Genomic DNA, 19,954 nt, shown 5'->3' on the forward strand with positions numbered 1-19,954 from the left:
TACTCCTCTATCGGCAATGTACTGTGTCGTAACTGACGCTCTGGAAAAACGTTAGCGCCATCGCAGCGAAGAGGCAAAGTTTATCGCTGCCATTACCGGCGTGAAACGGCAAAGAAAGCTGCCAGCAAGCATCAAACACGCCGGCACTCGCCAGCAGTACACCCGCTTAGAGCCCCAGACAAAGGTATTTAATCTCCAGATAATCGTCGATACCGTACTTCGATCCTTCGCGCCCCAATCCCGACGACTTCACGCCGCCGAAAGGCGCCATCTCATTCGAGATCAGACCGCTGTTAACGCCGACGATGCCATACTCCAGTGCCTCGCCGACGCGGAACACCCGTCCCAGGTCACGGGTGTAAAAGTAGGAGGCCAGGCCAAACTCAGTCGCATTGGCCAAGGCGATCGCCTCATCCTCATCGCGGAAGCGGAACAACGGCGCCAGCGGGCCGAAGGTCTCCTCACGCGCCACCAAGGCATCAACCGGCACATCCAGCAGCACGGTCGGCGTGAAGAAGTTCTCACCGTGGCTATCGACCGTCCCGCCGCAGGCGATGCGGGCACCGCGCGCGACAGCATCGGCGATATGCGCTTCAACCTTCGCGCGCGCCCGCTGGTCAATCAGAGGCCCTACCGTCACCCCCTCCTCCAAGCCATCGCCGACGCGTAGTGCCTGCACTGCCTGGATCAGCTTCTCGGCGAAACGATCATAGATCCCCTGTTGAATATACAGGCGGTTGGCACAGACACAGGTCTGTCCGGCATTACGGAACTTACTGGCCAATGCCCCCGCCACCGCTTGATCCAGATCCGCGTCGTCGAACACGATGAACGGCGCGTTGCCTCCCAACTCGAGAGAAACCTTCTTGATGTCATGCGCACACTGTGCCATCAACTGTCGCCCGATCTCCGTTGAGCCGGTGAAGCTCAACTTACGCACTTGCGGATTGGCGGTCAGCTCGGCGCCCACCTCGCCCGCGGCACCGGTCACCACGCTAAACACCCCCTGCGGCACCCCGGCGCGTAACGCTAACTCTGCCAACGCCAGAGCGGAATAGGGTGTTTGGCTGGCTGGCTTAAGTACCATGGTACAGCCGGCGGCCAATGCCGGCCCTGCCTTGCGGGTGATCATCGCCGCCGGGAAGTTCCACGGCGTGATCGCCGCCGTCACTCCGATAGGCTGTTTCAGGACCAATAAACGCTTATCCCCTTGCGGAGCCGGGATGGTGTCGCCATAAACACGCTTCGCCTCCTCGGCAAACCATTCGATGAAAGAGGCGGCATAGGCGATCTCGCCGCGTGATTCAGCCAGCGGCTTACCCTGCTCCAAGGTCATCAAACGCGCCAGATCCTCCTGATGAACCAGGATCAGATCAAACCAACGACGTAAGATCTGCGCCCTGGCCTTGGCAGTATGCCCTCGCCAGGCTGGCAAGGCCCGAGCTGCGGCATCGATCGCTCGCCGGGTCTCGTCACGCCCCATCTGCGGTACTCGGCCGATAACCTCACTATTCGCCGGATTGACGACAGTGATGGTGGCACCGTTATCAGCATCACACCAGACACCGTCGATCAGCGCCTGCTGACGAAACAGGCCACGATCATTAAGCTGTATCATATTCCCCTCGCTGCACTCGCTATACCGGCAGTACGCTCGTTGCCGAACCCCTAACCGGCCGATAAAAAATAACCCCCCGGGCGCCTACGCGGCCGGGGGGCTCATTGGTAAACCAGACCCACTTACAGTAGTGCGTCGATCATGCTTTCCAGTTTACCTTGATCCACGGCGAATTTGCGGATACCGTCGGCCAGTTTTTCTACCGCCATCGGATCTTGATTATGCTGCCAGTAGAACTCGGCTTCGCTCATGCGTGCCGGGCGCGCCTTAATCTCCCCCTGATAGACAAGCTTACGCTCGACGCTACCGGCGCTTTCTGACAGTTCCTTGAGCAGCGACGGCGAGATGGTCAGGCGGTCGCACCCTGCCAGTTCCAAGATCTCGCCGACGTTACGGAAACTAGCGCCCATCACCACCGTCTCATAACCATGCTGCTTATAGTAGTTATAGATTTCGGTTACAGAGATGACGCCCGGATCTTCCGCCGCGGCAAACTCGCTCTTACCGCTATTCGCCTTATACCAGTCGAGGATACGACCAACGAACGGCGAAATCAGGTAAACGCCCGCTTCGGCACATGCACGCGCCTGAGCGAAGGAGAACAGCAGCGTCAGGTTACAATTGATGCCCTCTTTCTCCAGACGCTCGGCGGCACGGATGCCCTGCCAGGTGGAGGCCAGTTTGATCAGGATACGATCGTTGCTAATACCGGCATCGTTATACAGCTTGATCAGGCGCTTCGCCTTGGCCACGCTGGCTTCGGTGTCATAAGAGAGGCGAGCATCAACTTCGGTGGAGATACGGCCCGGGATCAGCTTCAGGATTTCCAGACCGATATTCACCGCCAGTTTATCGGAGGCGTCCACGATCTGCTGTGCGCGATCGCCACTCTGGCTACGTGCCCAAGCGATGGCGTCATCGATCAGCTTGCGGTACTCGGGGATCTGCGCAGCGTTGAGGATCAGAGAAGGGTTCGTCGTGGCATCCTGCGGTTGGTACTGCTTCATCGCGGCGATATCGCCGGTATCAGCGACCACAGTAGTCAGTTGACGTAGGGAGGTCAGTTTATCGGTCATTTTTAGCGTTCCCATTTTGGTGTATTAACCAGCTTGATACGCCAATTGTTATCTCCCCCTCTTAATCTATGGCCACTCCGCCACACTGTAATCAGGGGCATCGCCTTGCGCAAAGGCGAAGGTGCTAACAAATTGAGCATGAGCTTGTGACGTGCCTGGTCTGATGATAACACGCTGTTTGCGTTGCGCAATGGAGGAAACATCCCAGTAAATGCGCCGTTTTTCCCCCATCCATCAAGGAAATTGCATCGCAACCGTTTCCCTGTTGACAGTCACCCTAAGGCAAGCGTTAACGCGAATATTCTGCCCTAGTTGTTAAAAATCATGCTACATTCTTGCCGCCTTACCGATACGGTGCCACACAGCGTTGCGCAACGGACGAGTGGCGACGTCGTATCATCAGGGAAAGACATAATAAGAGAGGACTACGCATTGACGGATCTCATTAGTTTTATCAACAACATCTTATGGGGCTCAGTACTGATCTATCTATTGATCGGTGCCGGCCTGTATTTCACGTTCCGCACCGGGTTTATTCAGTTTCGCCACTTCGGTCATATGTTTTCTGTCTTAAAAAACAGCAATAAAGCCGACAGCGGTGGTATCTCCTCCTTTCAGGCACTGTGCACGAGTCTGGCTGCACGCGTCGGTACCGGTAATCTAACTGGAGTCGCCATCGCGCTGACCGCCGGTGGGCCGGGCGCGATCTTCTGGATGTGGATCATCGCCTTGATCGGTATGGCTACCTCTTTCATCGAAAGTACGTTGGCCCAGCTCTACAAGACACGCGACGATCAGGGTAACTTCCGCGGTGGGCCGGCCTACTATATGGAAAAAGGACTCGGCATGCGTTGGATGGGGGTGCTCTTCTCCCTATTCCTGTTGGTTGCTTTCGGCTTGGTATTCAACGCAGTACAAGCCAACTCCATCGCTCAGGCAACCGCCGTCGCCTTCCACATTTCACCGCTGTATGTTGGCATGACCTTGGTGGTGATCTGCGGCGTGGTGATCTTCGGTGGTCTACGCTCGATAGCCCGTACCGCCGAACTGATCGTGCCGGTGATGGCCATCACCTATCTGCTGCTGGCTTTCTGGGTTATGGGGCATAACATCGCCCGTCTGCCGGAAGTACTGATGCTGGTGCTCAAGAGTGCGTTTGGCCTCCAAGAAGCCGCCGCTGGCGCCGTCGGCTATGGTATATCCCAGGCGATGACCCAGGGGATCCAACGCGGCTTGTTCTCCAACGAGGCAGGCATGGGCTCGGCACCGAACGCCGCGGCCTCCGCCACGCCTTATCCACCTCATCCCGCGTCTCAGGGCTACGTACAGATGCTCGGAGTGTTCATGGATACGCTAGTGATCTGTAGCGCCACCGCCGCCATCATCCTCTCTTCTGGCGTATTGGACGCGGCACCAGGCACCATCAGCGGTATCGAACTCACCCAACGGGCACTCTCGTCGGCCGTCGGCGACTGGGGGGGGATCTTCATCGCGGTGGCGATCTTCTTCTTCGCCTTCACGTCGATCATCGCCAACTATGCCTATGCTGAAAGTAACCTGATCTTCCTGGAGCATAATCACCCTAGTGGCTTGATCTTCCTACGTCTAGGAGCGCTGGGTATGGTGATGTTTGGCGCCTTGGCGGAGCTGCCGTTAGTATGGAAGATGGCTGATCTCTCGATGGCCCTGATGGCAATCACCAATCTGATCGCCATCCTGCTGCTATCAGGCGTCGCCTTTAAACTGGCCCGTGATTATAACCACCAGCGTCGCTTGGGACTGGTGCCGACCTTAGATCTCAGTAAATATCCCGAGATCCAACAGCAAGTCGAAGCGGGGATCTGGGAAAAACCCGCACGTAAGTAATGCCGGCGGGGGAGGCGACTCCCCTGCGCCCTATCACAGCAATTTTTCCTACCTGCACGCCAGTTTGCTACAGTAGACGACGTTTCTCTTTTCTTTCTTGTAGGATGCCGCCATGCTGACGATTATCTCTCCCGCTAAAACGCTGGATTACCGCACCCCGCTCGCCACACAACGCTATACGCAACCCTTGATGCTGGCGCAAGCTGAGATCCTGATGCAGACGGTTCGTACCCTCACGCCAGCGCAGTTGGCCTCGCTGATGAAGATCAGCGACAAGCTGGCCGGGTTGAATGCCGCGCGCTTCGCCGAATGGCAACCCCATTTTACCCCAGATAATGCCCGCCAGGCGGTGCTCGCATTTAAAGGTGATGTGTATAGCGGACTCCAGGCGGAAGACTTTAGCGAGGCAGATTTCGACTTCGCCCAACAGCAGCTGTGCATGCTTTCCGGGCTGTACGGCCTACTGCGCCCGCTGGATCTGATGATGCCCTATCGTCTGGAGATGGGGACCCGGCTGACCACCCCCTATGGTAACGACCTGTATGCCTTCTGGGGTGATAAAATCACCCACCAATTGAACCAGCAGTTACAACAACAAGGCGATCGGGTACTGATCAACCTGGCGTCGGACGAGTACTTTAAGGCGGTCAATCCCCGCATCCTGGCGGGTGAGGTGATCAAACCCATCTTCATGGATGAAAAAAACGGCAGCTTTAAAGTTATCAGCTTCTACGCCAAGAAAGCGCGCGGGCTGATGAGTCGCTTTATCATCAAGCAACGACTCCAAGATGTAGAACAGCTGAAAAGCTTCGATCTCGAGGGCTACTATTTTGCCGGGGAGAGCCAGGGCCGGCTGGGTCGAGAACTTCTGTTCCAACGCCGCCACTAAAATGCCTCTCCCCGCGAAGTGTCTCGCCCCCGCACTCAGTCGGGGCGAGAGGTCTTATTCATCGGCCAAGAGAAAACGGCGCAAGCGAGAAAAGTCGGCAGGCAACGTCTGTGATAATAGCGGCAGCGCGGCACGCTCGGCCAAGGCCGGCGGCAACGGCAACGCGCGCGCCAAGATGCGCTCCACCGACTCGGCAAACTTAGCCGGGTGCGCCGTCCCCAGGAACAAACCATACTCACCGGGAGCGAGGTTCGCGCGCAGCACCTGATAAGCGATGGCCGCGTGCGGCTCACTGACATACCCCAGCGCGGCCAATGCCCGCATCGCCTCCTCGGTCTGCGCGTCATTCAATGTCCCATACCCCAAGGAGCCCAACGGCCACTCGCGGCGGCGGAACAACTCTTCGACACGCGGCCAGTTATTGGGACGGCTGACATCCATCGCGTTGGAGAGCGTCGCCAGCGTGGCGTGCGGCTGCCAAACGCCACTGGCTAAGAAACGCGGCACCGTGTCGTTGGCATTGGTGGCGGCAATGAAACGCTTCACTGGCAGCCCCAACGACTGGGCCAACAATCCGGCAGTTAGATCGCCAAAGTTGCCGCTCGGCACCGCGATCACCAACTGATTGCGTGCCGCTTGTGGCAGTTGCGCCACCGCTTCAAAGTAGTAACAGATCTGTGCCAGTAACCGGCTGATGTTGATCGAGTTCGCCGAATTCAAGCCGAGTCGCTCACGCAACGCCACATCATCGAACGCCTGCTTGACCAACGCCTGACAAGCATCGAAGTCCCCCTCGATCGCCACGGTGCGGATATTGCCGCCCAGAGTACAGAACAGCTTCTCCTGCAACGGGCTGATCTTGCCGTACGGATAGAGGATCACCACCTGCACGTTATCCAGGCCGTAGAAAGCGTGGGCAACGGCAGCTCCGGTATCGCCCGAGGTCGCCGTCAAGATGGTGACCGGTCGATCGCCCGCCACCTGCTGCAACATCTGCGCCATAAAGCGCCCGCCGAAATCTTTAAAGGCCAGCGTCGGGCCATGAAACAGCTCCAACGCCGCAATATCTTCGCTCACCGGCACAACCGGCGCAGGAAAAGTGAAGGCGGCGCCTACCCGCGCCAAGATGGTATCGAAGGGGAACTCATCCCCCAAATAGGCGGCCAAGATGTGGGCGCTGCGCGTCACAAAATCCTGTGCCAGTAAGGCATCGATCTCGCATCGTTCAAACGACGGCAACGTATGAGGAAAAAATAACCCCTGTTGACGACCCAGTCCCTGGAGCAACGCCTGGGCAAAGTTAACCTGCTCGTTGTGATCTTTCAGATTGTACAGTTTCATGGTTTATCCCAGTTGTCGTGCGCCCGCCGTATCCAAACGGCAAATATGAACGAATCCCTGCTCGTTTTGCAGATAGTGTTGTGCCAACCAGTGCGCCACCTGTTGGGCAACAGCCTGATCGTCGCACACCGCGAATAGCGTCGGCCCCGATCCCGAGATACCGCACGCTAGTGCACCAAGGCCTTCCGCCGCCTGACGCGCTTCAATGAAACCGGGTAGCAGGCCGCTGCGGTAAGGTTCGGCGATCACATCCTGCATCAAGGCGGCAGCCAACTGTGGTTGACGCGTGTGACAGGCATGAATAAAACCAGCCAGATTGCGCCCGTGACGTACACAGTCGGCGCGGGCATAGTGAGGCGGCAGAATGGCGCGCGCCTCGGCGGTGGACACCTTGATCCCCGGATAGGCCATCACCCAGAGCCAGTCAGCGAAACAGGGCACAGGCTGACTGATGATCCCCTGGGCCTCAACCATCAGTTGCACGCCGCCCAGATAACAGGGAGCGACGTTATCGTAATGTATGCTACCGGAGATACGCCCCTCCAGCTCCCCCATCAAAGTCAGTAATTGCTGTGGCGAAAGGGGGTCACCAGCGAACCGATTCAACGCCGCCAAAGCGGCCACGACCGAGCAGGCACTGGAGCCTAACCCAGAGCCGATCGGCATGTTCTTTTCCAGCACCATCTCGACGGCCAGCTCGCGTCCTGTTACTGCGCAAAAACGTTGCCAACACTGATAGACAATATTCTCTTGTTCACGCATCGGCAGGCTAGCGACGAAACGGCCACGACACGCCAGGGAAAAACGATCGCTGGCCGCGACGCTCACGCAGTCGCCCAATAAGCTGCCATCCAGCGGCGTGACCGCCGCCCCCAACACGTCGAAACCGACGCTAATGTTGCCGATCGAGGCCGGCGCATAGATTGTCACCATGTTATACCCCCAGTTTCCATGACAGGGTGCGCAGCAGATCAGCGAACACACCGGCGGCCGTCACCTCATTGCCGGCGCCGTAACCGCGCAGTACCAGCGGCAGCGGCTGATAATAGCGGCTATAAAACGCCAAGGCATTCTCGCCATTCTTCACCTTATACAGTGCATCATTGCCATCCACCTCGGCGATACGGACCACACAGCGGCCTTGATCGATTTCGCCGACGTAGCGCAGCACGCAACCATGCGCACGCGCCGCCGACACCCGAGCAGCAAAGTCGTCGTCTAGACGCGTCAGGTTATGCAGGAAAACGTCGACCTCTCCGCTCGCATCAAAGCTTGCCGGCAGTACCGGTTCAACATGGATATCATCCAGCTCCAGGGTATAACCCGCTTCACGAGCCAGGATCAGCAGTTTGCGTGCCACATCCATACCCGAGAGATCATCGCGTGGATCCGGCTCGGTATAACCTAATTGGCGAGCCTCGACGGTAGCCTGAGAGAGCGTTGCCCCGTCTTCCAGACGGCCAAAGATAAACGAGAGTGAACCAGACAAGATGCCGCTGAAACGCTGGAGCTCATCGCCGGCGCTCAACAAGTTTTGCAGATTCTCGATCACCGGCAGCCCCGCTCCCACGTTGGTGTCATACAGGAACTTACGCCGGCTACCCGCTGCCCGCTGACGCAACAGATGGTAATAATCCATCGAGGCGGTATTCGCCTTCTTGTTCGGCGTCACCACATGGAAACCGTTCGCTAAGAAGTCAGCATACTGATCAGCCAGCGTCTGACTGGAAGTACAGTCGACGATCACCGGATTGAGCAGATGGTAATCATTCACCAGACGGATCAACCGACCCAAATTAAACGGCTCCGACGCCTGTGCCAACGCCGCATGCCACTGTGCCATGTCGATACCGTGCACATTGGTCAGTAACGCTTTCGAGTTAGCGATGCCGCACACCCGCAGATCGATGTGCTTGCTCTTCAACCAGGCTTGTTGGCGCTCTATCTGCGCCAGCAGCGCGCCGCCGACGCCGCCGACGCCAATCACAAAGACCTCGATCACTTGATCGGTATTAAACAGCATCTGATGCGTTACCCGCACGGCGGTGGTTGCGACGTCGTTACTGACCACCACGGAGATGGAGCGCTCCGACGAGCCTTGCGCGATGGCTACGATATTGATATTGGCTCGCGCCAACGCCGAAAAGAACTTCGCCGAGATACCTCTCAAGGTACGCATGCCATCACCGACCACCGAGATGATAGCCAGATGCTCCGTCACATCTAACGGCTCCAACAAACCATCCTTCAGCTCCAGATAGAACGCTTCCTGTAACGCCTGGCAGGCCCGCTGCAACTCACGCTGCGGGACACAGAAGCTGATGCTGTACTCCGAGGAAGATTGGGTGATCAGTACCACCGAGATGCCGCTACGCGACATCTCGGCGAAGACGCGCGCCGCCATGCCAATCATCCCCTTCATTCCCGGCCCGGAGACGTTGATCATCGCCATATTGTTCAGATGGGTGATCCCCTTGACCGGCAGCGCCGCATCGCCACGCTGCGCCCCGATCAGGGTTCCAGGCGCTTGCGGATTGGCGGTGTTCTTAATCAGGCAGGGGATCTGGAACTGAGCGATGGGGGAAATGGTGCGCGGGTGTAACACCTTGGCACCGAAATAGGAGAGCTCCATCGCCTCCTGATAGGACATGGCATCCAGCAAACGGGCATCGGGCACCAGGCGAGGATCGCAGGTATATACACCGTCGACATCAGTCCAGATCTCACAACACTCGGCATGCAGACAGGCGGCCAACACCGCCGCGGAATAGTCAGAGCCGTTACGCCCCAAAACCACCAGCTCACCCTGTTCATTGCCTGCGGTAAAGCCAGCCATCAGGATCACGCTGTCGCCAGGGATGCCCAGTGCGGCGATACGGCGACTGGATTCGGCGATATCGACGCTCGACTCAAGATAGCCGCCGCGCGCCAGCAGATGACTGACCGGATCGATAACACTGACATGTCGGCCGCGTGCTTGTAGCAGTGCGGCCATGATGGCGATAGAGAGTTTTTCACCGCGACAGATCAAGGCTGCGTTAACGCTATCCGGACACTGCCCTAACAAGGAAATGCCGTGCAATACCTGGCGGATCTGGCCGAATTCCTGACTCACCCGTAGACGCAACGACGCGGCATCGAATCCCGGCTGCGCCAGAGCCAAGCCATCAAGCAGATCGGTAAAAATCTTCTCGGCTTCACCGAGGATCGGTTGCACATCTTGGCCGACAATAGTGCGCTCGATCAGGGCAACCAAGTGGTTAGTGATACGAGCCGGAGCAGACAGCACGGCGGCGACCTGTCCTTGGGCGGCGTTATTTTCCAAAATGTCGGCTACGCTGAGCACGCGCTGGGCGTTGGCAACCGATGTTCCGCCGAACTTTAATACTTTCATCTGACTCTCTCCGAATTTGGCCGAAAAAAAAGCCCGCACTGTACAGTGCGGGCTTTTTCGTTTTCACTTTTCTGTATGCGTCAGCCCGCCCCGTTACTGGTCGTACCGGTGGTGGTAATTGTAGTGATGATATTCAGGCCGAAGTTACGCATAGTCTGTCCAAGTTATTCCTGTGTCTGCCCTATATTGGTTAAAGCAAAGCCAACGGTGAGTCAACCTATTTCTATTTTGTGATATCGATCGCAGCCAATTTTTAGCAGTTTTAAAAACCAATAAATCAAAATAATTAGAATAAAATTATGGTTTATCAGCGCATCCTCACCACATATCACAACTCAACACACTAAATAGCCAAGGATTATCCTTTTTAGTATTTCTTCGGCACCGCCGCATTATCTAAGGCGGATTCGATGTCGTGCAGCAAACGATGCAGCATAGCAGTATCGCGTTGTGCCAGCAGACCGAGCCGTTGGTCAAGCCAATCGCTCAGTTTGCTATCACCCTCGACTCCCAGCGTCTTCAGTAGACGCGTCGTTCGCCTCCGTAAGGCTGCCAGTTGATCTCCTTGTGCCGCCGCCTCTGATGCTGCTTGTACCTGCATCAACGAGGAGAGTTGATAGCAGAAGACCATCACGGCCTGCCCCAGGTTCAACGAAGGGTAATCAGCCGCCATCGGCACCCCGGTCAACAAGTCCACCTGCGCCAACTCATCATTCGTCAGGCCGGAGTCCTCACGACCAAAAACCAACGCACAGCTAGCCATCCACTGCTGCTTTTCCTGCAAGATATCGACTAATTCCTGCGGCGTGCAGTAGTAATGGAAACGGGCGCGACTGCGCGCCGTTGAGGCCACGCTGAACTCAACATCCGCTAGCGCTTGTTCCAAGGTGGCAAAATGACAGGCGTTATCCAGAATGTCGCCGGCCCCATGTGCCACCCAACGAGCAGCCGGTTCGTGGTCCACCTGGCTATCCACGATACGCAACGAGGTAAAGCCCATGGTTTTCATCGCCCGCGCCGCCGCGCCGACATTTTCCGCCCTGGCCGGAGCGACCAGTACAATATGAATTTGCATATTCAGTGCCTATTTTTTACCGAAGCGCACACTCTACCCCGCCAAACATCATTTTTCTACGCCGCATTTTTACCACATATTCTTAACAAAAAATAACGTTTCCATTTGTTAAATAACGTTCTATGCAAAAAATTTTACTCATTAACATCGAAATGCAATTTTCAGAAAAAACAAATAAATATTGTTATTATATTCATGCGTTTACTTATGACCGAAAACCAAAAAACTCCATTTATTCATCGGGCCATACCCGTTCGAACATTCTGGAGAAATCGCTATCCGAGAGGCATTAAGCTTGCAAACTTGTAAGTGTTTTTCACAAATCTGTTAACGTGCTACAATTGGACTTGATATATGTCAACAAAGGATAGTTTTGTTAGGTGGCATTTGACACATGCGCTGTTATATTGCTGTTAATAGGGTTAGGATGTGCGCCGCTTTTGGCACCACCGGGGCTGTAGGGAGTGACACCCCCTGACCAACCTAGCGATGTTGTTGACGTTGATGGAAAGTGCATCAAGAACGAGTTTACGTACTTTAGTCACTAGAGCCCCGCGGTTGAACCGCCCATATTTGGTGATCTGGGTTCCCGGACTGCTGTACACCCCCTATTTTTCTATTTTGTTGGCAATTTTAGGTAGCAAAACATGCAGACCCCGCACATTCTGATCGTCGAGGACGAACTCGTCACTCGCAATACGTTAAAAAGTATTTTCGAAGCGGAAGGTTATATCGTTCATGAAGCCAATGATGGTGCCGAGATGCATCAGATTCTGTCTGAATTCGACATCAATCTGGTCATCATGGACATCAACCTGCCTGGGAAAAACGGCCTGCTGCTGGCACGCGAATTGCGTGAGCAGGCGAATGTCGCACTGATGTTCCTGACCGGTCGCGATAACGAAGTGGATAAGATCCTCGGCCTGGAAATCGGTGCCGACGATTACATCACTAAACCGTTTAACCCGCGTGAACTGACCATCCGCGCCCGTAACCTACTCTCCCGTACCATGAATCTGGGCAGCGGCAGCGAAGAACGCAAAAGCGTTGAACACTATCGCTTCAACGGTTGGGAACTGGATATCAACAGCCGCTCTTTGGTCAGCCCAGACGGCGAGCAGTATAAACTGCCGCGTAGCGAGTTCCGCGCCATGCTGCACTTCTGCGAGAATCCGGGCAAGATCCAATCTCGTGCCGAACTGCTGAAGAAAATGACCGGCCGCGAGTTGAAGCCGCACGATCGTACGGTAGATGTCACCATCCGCCGTATCCGTAAGCACTTCGAATCGACACCGGATACACCAGAAATCATCGCCACCATTCACGGCGAAGGATATCGTTTCTGCGGCGATCTAGAAGAGTAATCGGCAGCATCGGATACGATACAGCAAACAAAAGGCCGGATTACCCGGCCTTTTCGCTATCTGAAGCCACGCTTAACGTGTGTTCTGCCGCCACCATTCGGCCAGCATAATCCCGGTCGCCACCGAGACATTCAGACTCTCGACACTACCGGTTCCCCCGATGGAGATGCTCAAGTCCCCCTGGTGCAGGGTACCGTCAGACAGACCATCCCCTTCATGACCGACCACCAGCACGATCTTGGCCGGCAATGTTGCACGATGCAGCTGCGTCGTTCCCTTGTGGCTCGACGTCGTCACAATGGTATAACCGGCGCGCCGAAAGGTATCCAGCGTCGCGGCAAAGTCCTCGGCATCGATGGCCTGAACATGCTCGGCGCCCCCTTCGGCGGTCCGTACCGCGGCACCCGACTCTAGCGCCATGCTTTCCGGTGCCATGATGCCACGGATGCCAAAATGAGCGCAGGTGCGCATGATGCCGCCCAGGTTATGCGGGTTGGCGACACTCTCCAGCGCCAGTACACAATCGACCGCTTGCTCAGCCTGTGAGGCCAAATACTGCTGAACGTCGAGCGCACGACGTTTCTTGATCAGGAAGCAGACGCCGCCGTGATGATCGGTACCGGATGCCTTGGTCAGTTCCGCATCATCGACCACATGATAAGCCTTGCGGTTGGCCGCCATCCAGCGCAGTGCTTCACGGAAGCGAGGGGTAACCGATTGCAGGAACCAGGCGCGGACGATCGCCTCTGGACGGCTAGCAAATAGCGCCTGGCAAGCGTTCTCACCATAAACGCGCGTCTCTTCAGCCCGCTGGCGGCGCAGTTGTTCCGGGTCGATAAAGCTCTTACCGCTGATGCCACCATGATCGCTGACCTGAGCCGGGCTATCCCCCAGCGCAACCGTACGCCACGGCGAACGTTCAGCGCTCGGCTTATCCGCGCGCGCCGGGCGTCCGCCGCGTTCGTGGCGCGGACGATCGGTGCGATCGCCACGACTACGCTCAGCCCGCTCACCGCGTCCACTCTGTCCCTGGCGTCCCTTACCCGATGTCCGTGACGAACGCGCGTCCGTCGTATCCGCATCGCGGACGTACATCACTTTTACCTTACCGTTCTTACCATTCAAAGAATCGTTCATTGCTTTCTCCACCTACGCGCAGGGCGCGAAGATTACCTGATGTGAGTACGCGTTACCATACGCCTAGGATAAAAGCCCTAGTCTATTATAGTCATTGAATAAATCTGATTGTGCTAAAGAACATTCAGAATAATAATGATTAACATCTATGAAACATCGCTGATTATGATAGCTGACGTTTCACTGTTTTCTCTCCGAGGGTAATCATGAATACTGTTTGTCCTGCCTGCCATACCATCAACCGTGTCCCTGATGAACGCCGCAATGAGCAGGCGAAGTGCGGACGCTGTGCCCAGCCGCTCTTCGACGGCAAGGTCATTGAGGCCAAGGGTGAAACATTGGATCGTCTCCTGCAAGACGAGATGCCGCTTCTGATCGACTTCTGGGCACCGTGGTGCAGTCCATGCCAAGCGTTCGCTCCGATCTTCGCCGCCGTCGCCGCCGAGCGGGCCGGACAGATACGCTGCCTGAAGGTAAACACCGAAGATCAACCGGCGCTCAGCACGCGTTTCCGCATCCGTAGCATTCCGACTATTATGCTGTACCGCAACGGTCAATTGGTCGACATGCTTAACGGTGCCATGCCACAGGCGCCATTCGATGCCTGGCTTGACGAGCAACTGGCGAAACAGCCCTAATAATACACGGCCCGGAGCCATCCGGGCCGCTTAACGCTGTACCCGAGAGTAGGGCTTGTTTAGAATGACGTCTTTGTGCATCCTCCCGAGATAATCATGTCCCCCAATGCCGTACTCCGCCTGCGGGCCGAGCGTCTACGCCAGTCGACCCGGCCATTTCACGCCCGCGGTTGCCGTGTACAACGCTGTCAGCGTTGTCTGCTACCTAAGAAGCACTGTCTGTGCGCAACCCTGACGAGCTACCCGGCACATAGCCGTTTCTGCCTGATGATGTACGATACCGAGCCGCTAAAACCGAGTAATACCGGGCGCCTCATCGCTGACGTGTTACCGGATACCCTGGCCTATAGCTGGTCGCGTACCCAACCGGATCCTACGCTTCTGGCGCTCCTTGCCGATCCGCACTATCAGCCCTACGTCATCTTCCCCGGTAGCTATGCCGAGCCGCAACGCGTCGTCACCCAGGTCGCCATCGAGGCCGAACGCCGCCCGCTGTTCATCATGCTGGACGGCACCTGGCCCGAGGCGCGTAAGATGTTCCGCAAGAGCCCCTACCTGGACGGCTTCCCGGTTCTCTCCATCAATATGGCGCAGGCTCCCGGTTACCTACTACGCGAGGCGCAGCGCCCGGAGCAGTATTGCACCGCCGAAGTTGCGGCGGCGCTACTGAGTCTGGCCGGCGACCAACCCGCCGCGCAGGGGTTACGCCAGCATTTCACCCATTTCCGGCAGCAATATTTGCTAGGCAAATCGCACCCTCCAAGCGGAAACGCTGCACAGGTGGAATAAAACCTCTACTATCATGCCATCCCGTGCGTTTTAACACGCCCGCCAGAGGGCTTCCCCCGTACAGGAGGATGGCATGAGTCAACGCAGTCTCGAATCCCTGCTACGTCCCAAATCCATCGCCGTCATCGGCGCTTCCAATCAAATCGGTCGCAATGGCTATTTGGTCATGCAGAACCTGTTGCGCGGAGGCTTCTCCGGTCCAGTCATGCCCGTCAATCCTCGCTACCAGGCCGTGTGCGGTGTATTAGCCTATCCGTCGATCGATGCGTTACCGGGCGTACCGGATCTCGCTATCCTGTGCGTTAACCCCCAGCGCAATTTGACACTGATCGCCGAACTGGGCGCCAAGGGCTGCCGGGCGGCGATCGTCCTCGCCTCACCGGCGAGTCAAGCTCAGATGCTAAAGCAGTGCGCCCAACAGCACGGCGTGCGTTTGCTCGGCCCCAATAGTCTGGGGTTACTGGCCCCCTGGCAAAAGCTGAATGCCAGTTTCTCACCGGTACCGATCTTACCGGGCCGCTTGGCCTTCATCTCTCAATCGGCGGCAGTCTCCAACACCATTCTCGACTGGGCGCGCCAGCGTGAGATCGGCTTCTCGCTATTCGTAGCATTAGGCGATGGTCTGGATAGCGACGTCGACGAGTTACTGGATTATTTAGCGCGAGATGCGAAGACTGGCGCAATCCTTCTCTATCTGGAGCATCTACACGATGCCCGGCGTTTCCTCTCTGCCGCGCGAAGCGCGGCACGCAATAAGCCGATCCTGGTGATCAAAAGCGGACGATCGCCTCAGGCGCGTCAGGTTCTTGGCGAGGCGGCCGGGCTCGACATCGCCTATGACGCCGCCATTCAACGCGCCGGTCTACTCCGGGTACAGAACACCCATGAGCTCTTTTCTGCCGTCGAGACCCTTAGCCATATGCGTCCCTTACGCGGTGAACGATTGCTGATAATTGGCAACGGCGCCGCGCCGATCGCGATGGCGTTAGACGAGTTACAACGGCGTAACGGCCACCCCGCCGAGACGGATGACACGTTACGTAACGCGCTGTCTGGCGAGCTGACGGGAGATGTCTATTTGCGAGGTCCTATCGACCTGCGTGATGACGCCACCCCAACGCGTTACCGCGCCACACTACAACGGGTGCTCGACAGCCATTGCTACGATGCCCTGCTGATCCAGCACGCTCCCAGCGCCGCCGCGCCAGCAACCGAGACCGCACAGGCCCTGATCGAGACGCTGCGCGTGCACCCTCGCGCCAAACACATCACGTTGATGACCAACTGGAGCGGTGAGAGCACCTCGCAAGAGGCACGCCGCCGCTTTAGCGAAGCCGGCATCCCGACCTATCGCACGCCAGAAGGTGCCGTCACGGCCTTCATGCACATGGTGGAGTACCGGCGTAACCAGAAGCAGTTGATGGAGACGCCAGCACTACCGGCGGGACTGCCAGTCAATAGCGCCCTGGCTCACCGCCTGCTGACACAAGCGCAAGCCGATGGCCTCACCCGCCTCGATACCCATGAAGTGCGCGATATCCTGGCATGTTACGGTCTGGAGACCCTCCCCGGCTGGATCGCCAATGACAGCACCGAGGCGGTGCACATCGCCGAACGCGTCGGCTACCCCGTCGCCCTCAAGCTACGTTCGCCGGATATCGCTCATAACTCGGCGATCCAGGGGGTTATGCTCTACCTGCGCAATGCACGGGAAGTCGAACAGGCCGCCAACGCCATCTTCGATCGGGCCCGTCAAGCATACCCCCAGGCGCGCATCTTCGGCCTGTTGGTGCAGAGCAGCGCCAATCGTATCGGGGCGCAGGAGTTGCGCATCTGCGTCGAAAACGACGCGGTGTTCGGGCCATTGATCCTGCTAGGCGAAGGTGGCACGCCGTGGGACACCCAACGTGACGCCGCTGCCGCGCTACCGCCGCTCAACATGAATCTGGCGCGTTACCTGATCGTACAGGCACAGAAAAAGGGTCAAATTCGCCGCCGTACACCATTGACGGATCGGGATGTCGCCGGTCTAAGCCAGGTGCTGGTGCAAGTATCAAACCTGATTGTCGACTGTCCTGCCATTCAGCGTTTAGACATCGATCCGTTACTCGCCAACGGCGGTGCCTTTACCCTATTGGATGCCACACTCCACCTGGCCCCCCTTGATGCGGTGCCCGCGCGCCTAGCCATCTGCCCCTACCCGCATCAATTGCGAGAGGCTGTAACCTTACGCAATGGCAGTCCTTGCCTGTTACGGCCGATCCTGCCGGAAGATGAGCCGCTATTGCAGCAGTTCATTCAGCGCGTCAGCAAAGAGGATCTCTATTACCGTTACTTTAGTGAGATCAATGAGTTTACCCACGAAGATCTCGCTAAAATGACGCAGATCGACTACGAGCGGGAGATGGCTTTTGTGGCCGTGCAAAACAACTCGGAGGGAGAGGCAATCCTCGGCGTGACCCGCGCGCTGATCGATCCCGACAGCATCGAAGCAGAATTCGCCGTACTGGTACGCAGCGATCGTAAAGGTCTCGGCTTGGGATTCATTCTACTGGATAAGCTGATCCGCTATGCCCGCCAGCGCCAGCTACAACGCTTGCTAGGGATCACCATGCCGACCAATCGCGGCATGATCGCCCTAGCGCGTAAAGTGGGATTTAAGGTGGAAATTCTGTTAGAGGATGGCATCGTCAATCTTTCTCTCCCCCTGACGACGGATGCAACGCAAGACAGAGAAAAATGCTGAGACAATTTCGGCAAATCGTGGCAAAACATACGCAACCAGATAAAACTAGTGTTATTATCGTCCGATTCCGTTGGTTAAACTGAGCGTGTGCGACTGCCGCGCTGCACTATGACAAGAGAAGAAGCGCACTGTGATGTTGTCCAAATTTAAGCGAGCCAGACATCAACAACACCTTGCCCAGCTGCCAAAACTCCCGCAACAGGTCGGCGAGGTGGAAACGCTGTTTGCCCCGGCGGATTTCCGCCAGGCGTTGCTTGAGGCCATTGGTCAAGCGACCCAGCGGATCTATCTGGTTGCGCTGTATCTGGAAAATGATGACGGTGGCCGGGATGTGTTGAACGCGCTTTATCAGGCCAAACGTCAGCGCCCGCAGTTAGAGATTTTCGTTCTGGTCGACTGGCATCGCGCCCAGCGAGGCCGCATCGGTGCCGAGGCCAGTAACACCAATGCCGACTGGTACTGCAGCATGGCCAGCGAACATCCCGACGTCATCGTGCCGATCTATGGCGTTCCGGTCAACACCCGCGAAGCCTTGGGAGTACTGCATCTAAAAGGATTCATCATTGATGATCGGGTGATCTACAGCGGTGCCAGTCTGAACGATGTCTATCTACATCGCCATGACAAATACCGTTACGATCGTTACCACTTTATCCGTAACCCGCGTCTGGCCGGAGTGATGTGCCAATTTGTACAGTCCACGCTGCTGAGCGATCCCGCCGTACAGCGACTGGATCGTTGCGATCGTCCGAAGAGCCCAGAGATCCGCAACGAAACGCGTCAATTCCGCCATACGCTGCGCGACAGCGGCTACCGTATCCCTGCTGAGGCAGGAAACGGCGAACTCGCGGTGACCCCGTTGGCCGGGCTGGGCAAGCAAAACATTCTGAACAGAACGATTCATCATCTGATCTGTAGTACCGAGCACAAGCTGACCCTTTGTACTCCTTACTTTAACCTGCCTGCATTACTGGTTCGTGACATCATCTCGCTATTACGTCAGGGAAAACAGGTGGAAATCATCGTGGGAGACAAGAGGGCTAACGACTTCTTCATCCCAGAGAATGAACCGTTCAAAATCATCGGTGCACTCCCTTATCTCTATGAGATCAACCTGCGCCGCTTCATCAGTCGCTTGCAGCCCTACGTCGATAATGGTCAGCTCACTGTGCGTCTGTGGCGTGATGACGACAACACCTATCATCTCAAGGGGATGTGGGTCGACGATCGCTGGCAACTGATCACCGGCAACAATCTCAACCCGCGCGCTTGGCGTCTGGATCTGGAAAATGCCATCCTGATCCATGATCCCCTGGGTGAAATCCAGCATCAGCGTCAGGAAGAGCTGGCATGTATCCGCCGCCATACCCAAGTCGTTCGCAGCTATGAAGAGCTGGAGAATATCCAACACTATCCGTTAAAAGTACGTAAGCTGATCCGCCGCCTACGTCGCATCCGTGTCGATCGTCTCATTAGCCGCATCTTGTAAGCGCTGATCAGGCCTCCTGTGGGAGGCCGCCTTCTTACCCGTGCCACCGACTGCCATCCCCCCTCGCCTATACTTAGCAGTATCCTACCGTCGTTATCGGGAGGGCTACCCGGCACAGGCTCCTGCTGTTGTTCACAGGTTTGTGCTCCACCCCACTCTCACGACGCATCGCCTGTTGAGTGTCATCATCGGGTTATTCGCGCTCTCCCTTGCCGCCCCTCCTATAACGAACGGATGGAATATTGCATGAGGAAGCAGCACGTATTCGCCAGACAGAGCTACAGAATTGGTATGTCAGTTATGAACTACAGGGCGAAATCACCGCAAATGAAGCTCCCATGCAAGTAAAAAGTACGTTGCACGGCCCATATGCTAGATGTATTTAATCCGCTCGACGTACAGATCATGTCGCCACATTTCGTCATACAGCCGCAAAAGGCCGTTGGGATAAAAACGGAGGCATGGTTCTTTGCGCCGGCTTACCCAGAGAGCAACGAAACCGAGGGGGAGCCACAAGCCATAGTTCTCACAT

Annotated in this window: 14 protein-coding genes, 1 pseudogene and 1 other annotated feature; of the genes and pseudogenes, 7 read left to right on the plus strand and 8 right to left on the minus strand. The window is 56.6% G+C overall.

What is annotated here, in order from left to right:
* Positions 1–166: 166 nt before the first annotated feature.
* Together gabD and tal are read right to left on the minus strand one after the other, a co-directional pair.
* The gene (gene gabD, locus EHO01S_RS11585) at positions 167–1,615 is read right to left on the minus strand and encodes an NADP-dependent succinate-semialdehyde dehydrogenase (RefSeq protein WP_024524105.1); all 1,449 of its coding nucleotides are present in this window, start codon (positions 1,613–1,615) and stop codon (positions 167–169) included.
* 125 nt (positions 1,616–1,740) lie between these two features.
* The gene (gene tal / locus EHO01S_RS11590; protein WP_024524106.1) at positions 1,741–2,694 is read right to left on the minus strand and encodes a transaldolase; all 954 of its coding nucleotides are present in this window, start codon (positions 2,692–2,694) and stop codon (positions 1,741–1,743) included.
* 432 nt (positions 2,695–3,126) lie between these two features.
* Here tal and EHO01S_RS11595 point away from each other — a divergent pair, with 432 nt between their 5' ends.
* Entirely contained in the window at positions 3,127–4,560 is a 1,434-nt protein-coding gene (locus EHO01S_RS11595; protein ID WP_024524107.1) for an alanine/glycine:cation symporter family protein, read from the plus strand.
* A gap of 112 nt (positions 4,561–4,672) precedes the next feature.
* Positions 4,673–5,449 (plus strand): peroxide stress protein YaaA, encoded by a 777-nt coding sequence (gene yaaA / locus EHO01S_RS11600; protein WP_024524108.1) that lies wholly within the window; start codon positions 4,673–4,675, stop codon positions 5,447–5,449.
* A gap of 54 nt (positions 5,450–5,503) precedes the next feature.
* Here yaaA and thrC read toward each other — a convergent pair whose 3' ends face one another.
* The 5 genes and pseudogenes from thrC to yjjY all read right to left on the minus strand — a co-directional run bounded on the left by thrC (position 5,504) and on the right by yjjY (position 11,804).
* Entirely contained in the window at positions 5,504–6,790 is a 1,287-nt protein-coding gene (gene thrC, locus EHO01S_RS11605) for a threonine synthase (RefSeq protein ID WP_024524109.1), read from the minus strand.
* Between the two features lie 3 nt (positions 6,791–6,793).
* Positions 6,794–7,723, minus strand: a complete 930-nt coding sequence (gene thrB / locus EHO01S_RS11610; RefSeq protein ID WP_024524110.1) for a homoserine kinase — start codon at positions 7,721–7,723, stop codon at positions 6,794–6,796.
* 1 nt (position 7,724) lies between these two features.
* A complete protein-coding gene (gene thrA / locus EHO01S_RS11615) occupies positions 7,725–10,184 on the minus strand; it encodes a bifunctional aspartate kinase/homoserine dehydrogenase I (RefSeq protein ID WP_024524111.1) in 2,460 nt (819 codons plus the stop codon).
* A 22-nt stretch (positions 10,185–10,206) separates the two neighbouring features.
* Positions 10,207–10,329, minus strand: a sequence feature (Thr leader region).
* 222 nt (positions 10,330–10,551) lie between these two features.
* Positions 10,552–11,259: a tRNA/rRNA methyltransferase gene (locus tag EHO01S_RS17610; RefSeq protein ID WP_035370520.1), complete on the minus strand. Its 708-nt coding sequence runs from the start codon at positions 11,257–11,259 to the stop codon at positions 10,552–10,554.
* 402 nt (positions 11,260–11,661) lie between these two features.
* Positions 11,662–11,804: pseudogene (gene yjjY / locus EHO01S_RS19325) on the minus strand (YjjY family protein).
* Positions 11,805–11,906: 102 nt separating this feature from the next.
* On the opposite strand from yjjY, the gene arcA reads away from it, so the two are divergent.
* Positions 11,907–12,623, plus strand: coding sequence for a two-component system response regulator ArcA (gene arcA / locus EHO01S_RS11625; protein WP_005282404.1), 717 nt, complete (start codon positions 11,907–11,909; stop codon positions 12,621–12,623).
* Between the two features lie 72 nt (positions 12,624–12,695).
* Here arcA and EHO01S_RS11630 read toward each other — a convergent pair whose 3' ends face one another.
* Positions 12,696–13,760: a tRNA/rRNA methyltransferase gene (locus EHO01S_RS11630; RefSeq protein WP_024524112.1), complete on the minus strand. Its 1,065-nt coding sequence runs from the start codon at positions 13,758–13,760 to the stop codon at positions 12,696–12,698.
* Between the two features lie 206 nt (positions 13,761–13,966).
* On the opposite strand from EHO01S_RS11630, the gene trxC reads away from it, so the two are divergent.
* The 4 genes from trxC (at position 13,967) to pssA (ending at position 19,422) form a co-directional block, all read left to right on the plus strand.
* Entirely contained in the window at positions 13,967–14,398 is a 432-nt protein-coding gene (trxC, locus tag EHO01S_RS11635; protein ID WP_024524113.1) for a thioredoxin TrxC, read from the plus strand.
* Positions 14,399–14,494: 96 nt separating this feature from the next.
* On the plus strand, positions 14,495–15,187 hold the full coding sequence (locus tag EHO01S_RS11640; protein WP_024524114.1) for a tRNA-uridine aminocarboxypropyltransferase: 693 nt from the start codon (positions 14,495–14,497) through the stop codon (positions 15,185–15,187).
* 73 nt (positions 15,188–15,260) lie between these two features.
* A complete protein-coding gene (locus tag EHO01S_RS11645) occupies positions 15,261–17,933 on the plus strand; it encodes a bifunctional acetate--CoA ligase family protein/GNAT family N-acetyltransferase (protein WP_024524115.1) in 2,673 nt (890 codons plus the stop codon).
* Positions 17,934–18,066: 133 nt separating this feature from the next.
* Positions 18,067–19,422 carry a CDP-diacylglycerol--serine O-phosphatidyltransferase gene (pssA, locus tag EHO01S_RS11650; protein WP_024524116.1) on the plus strand — a complete coding sequence of 452 codons (1,356 nt, stop codon included), beginning with the start codon at positions 18,067–18,069 and terminating at the stop codon, positions 19,420–19,422.
* Positions 19,423–19,954 lie beyond the last annotated feature (532 nt).

The sequence above is a fragment of the Edwardsiella hoshinae NBRC 105699 = ATCC 33379 genome, from assembly GCF_000474215.1.
GTDB lineage: Bacteria > Pseudomonadota > Gammaproteobacteria > Enterobacterales > Enterobacteriaceae > Edwardsiella > Edwardsiella hoshinae.

Bases quoted from the DNA above. Each gene is read 5' to 3' on its own strand.
- thrC (WP_024524109.1), bottom strand. From the start codon at position 6,790: ATGAAACTGTACAATCTGAAAGATCACAACGAGCAGGTTAACTTTGCC.
- pssA (WP_024524116.1), top strand. From the start codon at position 18,067: ATGTTGTCCAAATTTAAGCGAGCCAGACATCAACAACACCTTGCCCAG.
- EHO01S_RS11645 (WP_024524115.1), top strand. From the start codon at position 15,261: ATGAGTCAACGCAGTCTCGAATCCCTGCTACGTCCCAAATCCATCGCC.
- arcA (WP_005282404.1), top strand. From the start codon at position 11,907: ATGCAGACCCCGCACATTCTGATCGTCGAGGACGAACTCGTCACTCGC.
- thrB (WP_024524110.1), bottom strand. From the start codon at position 7,723: ATGGTGACAATCTATGCGCCGGCCTCGATCGGCAACATTAGCGTCGGT.
- EHO01S_RS11640 (WP_024524114.1), top strand. From the start codon at position 14,495: ATGTCCCCCAATGCCGTACTCCGCCTGCGGGCCGAGCGTCTACGCCAG.
- trxC (WP_024524113.1), top strand. From the start codon at position 13,967: ATGAATACTGTTTGTCCTGCCTGCCATACCATCAACCGTGTCCCTGAT.
- yaaA (WP_024524108.1), top strand. From the start codon at position 4,673: ATGCTGACGATTATCTCTCCCGCTAAAACGCTGGATTACCGCACCCCG.
- EHO01S_RS11630 (WP_024524112.1), bottom strand. From the start codon at position 13,760: ATGAACGATTCTTTGAATGGTAAGAACGGTAAGGTAAAAGTGATGTAC.
- thrA (WP_024524111.1), bottom strand. From the start codon at position 10,184: ATGAAAGTATTAAAGTTCGGCGGAACATCGGTTGCCAACGCCCAGCGC.
- tal (WP_024524106.1), bottom strand. From the start codon at position 2,694: ATGACCGATAAACTGACCTCCCTACGTCAACTGACTACTGTGGTCGCT.
- EHO01S_RS17610 (WP_035370520.1), bottom strand. From the start codon at position 11,259: ATGCAAATTCATATTGTACTGGTCGCTCCGGCCAGGGCGGAAAATGTC.